We start from the raw sequence: 849 nt of genomic DNA on the forward strand, positions 1-849 counted from the left end.
TGCCTCAGAGGCTGTGTCAGAACGGCTGCGCAACGGTGGACGATCGAGCTTCAACGTAATTCCGAGGGGTTGCGACACCATCCTTGGAAGAGACGATGTGGAACTCGCCCGCCCGTGCGCAGCATAGCCGCGTTGGGCTGCGCTATGGAGTGATCTAACCGACGCGGAGTGGCAGATCATCGCGCCGCTCCTGCCAAAGCCATGCCGCCGAGGCCGGAAGCGACGCTAGGGTTGGCGCGAGGTGTTGAACGCGATGTTCTACGTGCTGCGAGCAGGATGTCCCTGGCGCTTCCTGCCCGACAGCTTTCCGCCGTGGCGTACGGTGTGTCGATGGTTCGGTGAATTGCGCGACACCGCCGCGTTCGAGAGGCTCAACCATCATCTGGTGCAACTCGACCGGGTGCGGATCGGCAGGGAGCCAGCCCCTTCGGCAGCGGTGATCGACAGTCAGAGCGTGAAGACAACCGAAGCAGGCGGTCCCCGCGGTTACGATGCGGGCAAGAAGGTGATGGGCCGTAAACGCCATGCCATGGTCGATACCGACGGACGGCCGCTCGAATTCCTCGTGCACCCGGCCGACGTTCAAGATCGCGATGGCGCCGTGCCGCTGCTCAAGCGCTCCCGTATGCGCCATCCGTTCGTGAAGCTCGCTTATGCCGACAGCGCCTACAACAGTCCCAGGGTCGAGATGGCCATGGCGATCGGCATCGAGATCGTGCGCAAGTTCGCCGATCAGACCGGCTTCGTCGTCCACCGCGACGCTGGGTCGTCGAGCGGACCTTCGCCTGGCTCAACCGCAATCGCCGCCTCGCAAAAGACTTCGAGCACACCATACGGTCCGCCACCGCC

The 849-nt window shown here is 63.8% G+C and carries 1 pseudogene; it reads left to right on the forward strand.

From position 1 onward, the window contains the following. Nucleotides 1-95: 95 nt before the first annotated feature. Nucleotides 96-849: pseudogene (locus L8F97_RS22440) on the forward strand (IS5 family transposase); the annotation flags it as partial.

It is taken from the genome of Sphingomonas sp. BAUL-RG-20F-R05-02 (assembly GCF_022662305.1).
Classification (GTDB): Bacteria; Pseudomonadota; Alphaproteobacteria; order Sphingomonadales; family Sphingomonadaceae; genus Sphingomonas.